The organism is Mycobacterium sp. 852013-50091_SCH5140682 (genome assembly GCF_001665685.1).
Classification (GTDB): domain Bacteria; phylum Actinomycetota; class Actinomycetes; order Mycobacteriales; family Mycobacteriaceae; genus Mycobacterium.
The window spans coordinates 1-3594 of record NZ_LZTB01000116.1; the positions used below are offsets into that span (position 1 = coordinate 1).

Below are 3594 nucleotides of genomic sequence, written 5' to 3' on the forward strand. Positions count from 1 at the left end.
GCCCATTCTGGTTCTCGGCGCGATCGCGGCTGTGTTCGCGGTCGGCTCGGTGGGCATCGCCCTCGTCATCGGGCCGCGGCGCTACAACCGGTCCAAACTCGAAGCGTACGAATGCGGTATCGAACCGATGCCTCCCGGCGCGGCCGGCACCAGCGGCCAGCGGATGCCGATCCGGTACTACCTGACCGCCATGTTGTTCATCGTGTTCGACATCGAGATCGTGTTCCTCTACCCGTGGGCGGTCGCGTTCGACAAGCTGGGCCTGTTTGCGCTGGTGGAGATGCTGTTGTTCATGCTCACGGTGTTCGTGGCGTACGCCTACGTATGGCGGCGAGGGGGCCTGAATTGGGACTAGAGGAACGTCTGCCCGGCGGCATTCTGCTGTCGACGGTCGAAGTGGTGGCCGGGTATGTGCGCAAGGGATCGCTGTGGCCTGCGACGTTCGGCCTGGCGTGTTGCGCCATCGAGATGATGTCGACTGCCGGACCGCGGTTCGACATCGCCAGGTTCGGCATGGAACGGTTCTCGGCGACTCCGCGTCAGGCCGATCTGATGATCGTGGCGGGCCGGGTCAGCCAGAAGATGGCCCCGGTGCTGCGGCAGATCTACGACCAGATGGCCGAACCGAAGTGGGTGCTGGCGATGGGCGTCTGCGCGTCCTCGGGCGGCATGTTCAACAACTATGCGGTCCTGCAGGGTGTCGACCACGTCGTGCCGGTCGACATCTATCTGCCGGGCTGCCCACCCCGTCCGGAGATGCTGCTGCATGCAATTCTCAAGCTGCACGACAAGATTGCGCAGATGCCGCTCGGAGTGAACCGCGCTGAAGCCATCCGGGAGGCCGAGCAGGCCGCGCTTTCGGTGGCGCCGACCATCGAGCTCAAGGGGCTGCTGCGGTGAGCGACTCCAAAGGCGAGGCACCCGAGGTGATCGGGATGCGCCGCGGCATGTTCGGGGCACCCGGCACCGGCGATACCTCAGGCTATGGCCGCTTGGTCCGACCGGTCGCGCTTCCGGGCAGCTCGCCACGCCCCTACGGCGGCTATTTCGACGAGGTCGTCGACCGCCTGGCCGAGGTGCTCGGCGCGCAACGCTACGCGGTGTCGATCGAGCGGGTGGTGGTGTACCGCGACGAGCTGACGCTGGAGGTGAGCCGGGTGCAGCTGCCCGCCGTGGCGGCCGTGTTGCGCGACGATGCTCTGCTGCGGTTCGAAATGTGCCTCGGCGTGAGCGGTGTGCACTACCCCGACGACACGGATCGTGAATTGCACGCGGTGTATCCGTTGATGTCCATCACGCACAACCGACGGATCCGGTTGGAGGTGGCCGCGCCCGACGCCGATCCGCACATCCCGTCGTTGTACGGGATCTATCCCACCACCGACTGGCATGAGCGCGAAACCTACGACTTCTTCGGCATCGTGTTCGACGGTCATCCAGCGCTGACCCGCATCGAGATGCCTGATGACTGGGTGGGCCATCCGCAACGCAAGGACTACCCGCTCGGCGGGGTGCCGGTGGAGTACCACGGCGCGCAGATCCCACCGCCCGATCAGCGGAGGTCCTACAACTGATGAGCACACCCACCGGAGCCGACACCCCCTCCTCGGTGGTCATGGTCGGCGGGCAGGACTGGGACGAGGTCGTGGCCGCAGCCCGCGAGCATGCCGGCGAGCGCATCGTGGTCAACATGGGCCCGCAGCATCCGTCGACCCATGGCGTACTACGCCTGATCCTGGAGATCGAGGGCGAGATCATCACCGACGCGCGGTGCGGCATCGGCTATCTGCACACCGGCATCGAGAAGAACCTGGAGTTCCGCAACTGGACCCAGGGCGTCACTTTTGTCACCCGAATGGATTACCTCTCACCGTTTTTCAATGAGACGGCGTACTGCCTGGCGGTGGAGAAGTTGCTCGGCATCACCGACGACATTCCCGAGCGGGCCAGCGTGATCCGCGTGATGCTGATGGAACTGAACCGGATCTCATCGCATCTGGTGGCGCTGGCCACCGGCGGCATGGAACTGGGCGCGATGAGCGCGATGTTCTACGGGTTCCGCGAGCGCGAGGAGATCCTCAAGGTCTTCGAATCGATCACCGGCCTGCGCATGAATCATGCCTACATCCGGCCCGGCGGCGTGGCCGTCGACCTGCCCGGCGACGCGATCGGTCAGCTCAAGGCGTTGATGGAGCTGCTGCCGAAAAGGTTGCAGGACTTGGAGGATCTGCTCAACGAGAACTACATCTGGAAGGCCCGCACGGTCGGCGTCGGTTATCTCGACCTCACCGGGTGCATCGCACTGGGCATCACCGGGCCGATACTGCGGTCCACCGGATTGCCGCACGACCTGCGCAAGACCCAACCGTATTGCGGTTACGAGAACTACGAATTCGACGTCATCACCGATGATCGGTGTGATTCCTACGGCCGCTACATCATTCGCGTCAAGGAGATGCGCGAGTCGCTGAAGATCGTCGAGCAGTGCATCGAGCGGTTAGCGCCCGGACCGGTGATGATCAGCGACAAGAAGCTGGCCTGGCCCGCCGATCTCAAAATCGGACCGGACGGGCTGGGCAACTCCCCTGAGCACATTGCCAAGATCATGGGCCATTCGATGGAAGGCCTGATCCACCACTTCAAGCTCGTCACCGAGGGCATCCGGGTACCCGCCGGGCAGGTCTACGTGGCGGTGGAGTCGCCGCGCGGTGAGCTCGGCGTGCACATGGTCTCCGACGGCGGCACCCGACCCTATCGAGTGCATTACCGCGACCCGTCGTTCACCAACCTGCAAGCGGTGGCGGCCATGTGCGAAGGCGGCATGGTCGCCGATGCGATCGCGGCGGTGGCGTCGATCGATCCGGTTATGGGCGGAGTGGATCGCTGATGAGCGCTTGCGCGAAGAAGAGACAGCACAGATGAGCGCTTGCGCGAAGAGGAGACAGCACAGGTGAGTGAAGTTTTCCTGGAACTCGGGCAACGGCCCGACGAAGCGGGCCCGCCGATCAACGGGCCCGCGGCGTATCCCGACGACGTCACCGACCGGCTGAGCGCCGACGCGCAACGCATCACAGCGCGCTACCCCGACGCGCGTTCGGCTCTGCTGCCGCTGCTGCACCTGGTGCAGTCCGAGGACGGGTGTCTCACGCCCGCCGGAATCCGGTTCTGCGCGGTGCAACTCGGCCTGACCGATGCCGAGGTGACCGCGGTGGCGACGTTCTACTCGATGTACCGGCGCACCCCGACGGGCGACTACCTGGTGGGCGTGTGCACCAACACGTTGTGCGCGATCATGGGCGGTGACGCCATTCTCGATGCGCTGCAGAAGCATCTGGACATCCACGCCGGTGAGACCACCGCGGATGGAAGCGTCACCCTCGAGCACATCGAGTGCAACGCGGCGTGCGACTACGCGCCCGTCGTCATGGTCAACTGGGAGTTCTTCGACAACCAAACCCCTTCCTCGGCACGCGATCTGGTCGACGGGTTGCGTAGCGGCAACCCACCCGACCCCAGCCGCGGCGCGCCGCTGTGCACCTTCCGCGAGACCGCCCGCACCTTGGCCGGACTCACCGACCCGCATGTACCAGGCGG

Annotated in this window: 5 protein-coding genes; all 5 read left to right on the forward strand. The window is 65.2% G+C overall.

The genetic code is table 11. From position 1 onward, the window contains the following. A partial coding sequence (locus A5784_RS29215; RefSeq protein ID WP_064948361.1) for an NADH-quinone oxidoreductase subunit A occupies positions 1 to 355 on the forward strand: 355 nt, incomplete at its 5' end. Beyond that, entirely contained in the window at positions 346 to 900 is a 555-nt protein-coding gene (locus tag A5784_RS29220; RefSeq protein ID WP_064948362.1) for a NuoB/complex I 20 kDa subunit family protein, read from the forward strand. The genes A5784_RS29215 and A5784_RS29220, both read left to right, overlap by 10 nt. Before the next feature lie 35 nt (positions 901 to 935). Then, the gene (locus A5784_RS29225) at positions 936 to 1574 is read left to right on the forward strand and encodes an NADH-quinone oxidoreductase subunit C (protein ID WP_232006286.1); all 639 of its coding nucleotides are present in this window, start codon (positions 936 to 938) and stop codon (positions 1572 to 1574) included. Continuing rightward, complete coding sequence (gene nuoD / locus A5784_RS29230; RefSeq protein ID WP_064948364.1) at positions 1574 to 2887, forward strand: NADH dehydrogenase (quinone) subunit D; 1314 nt, start codon at positions 1574 to 1576, stop codon at positions 2885 to 2887. Before A5784_RS29225 ends, nuoD begins: the two co-directional genes overlap by 1 nt. Before the next feature lie 63 nt (positions 2888 to 2950). Next, positions 2951 to 3594: NADH-quinone oxidoreductase subunit NuoE (nuoE, locus tag A5784_RS29235; protein WP_064948365.1), on the forward strand; the 644-nt coding region annotated here is incomplete at its 3' end.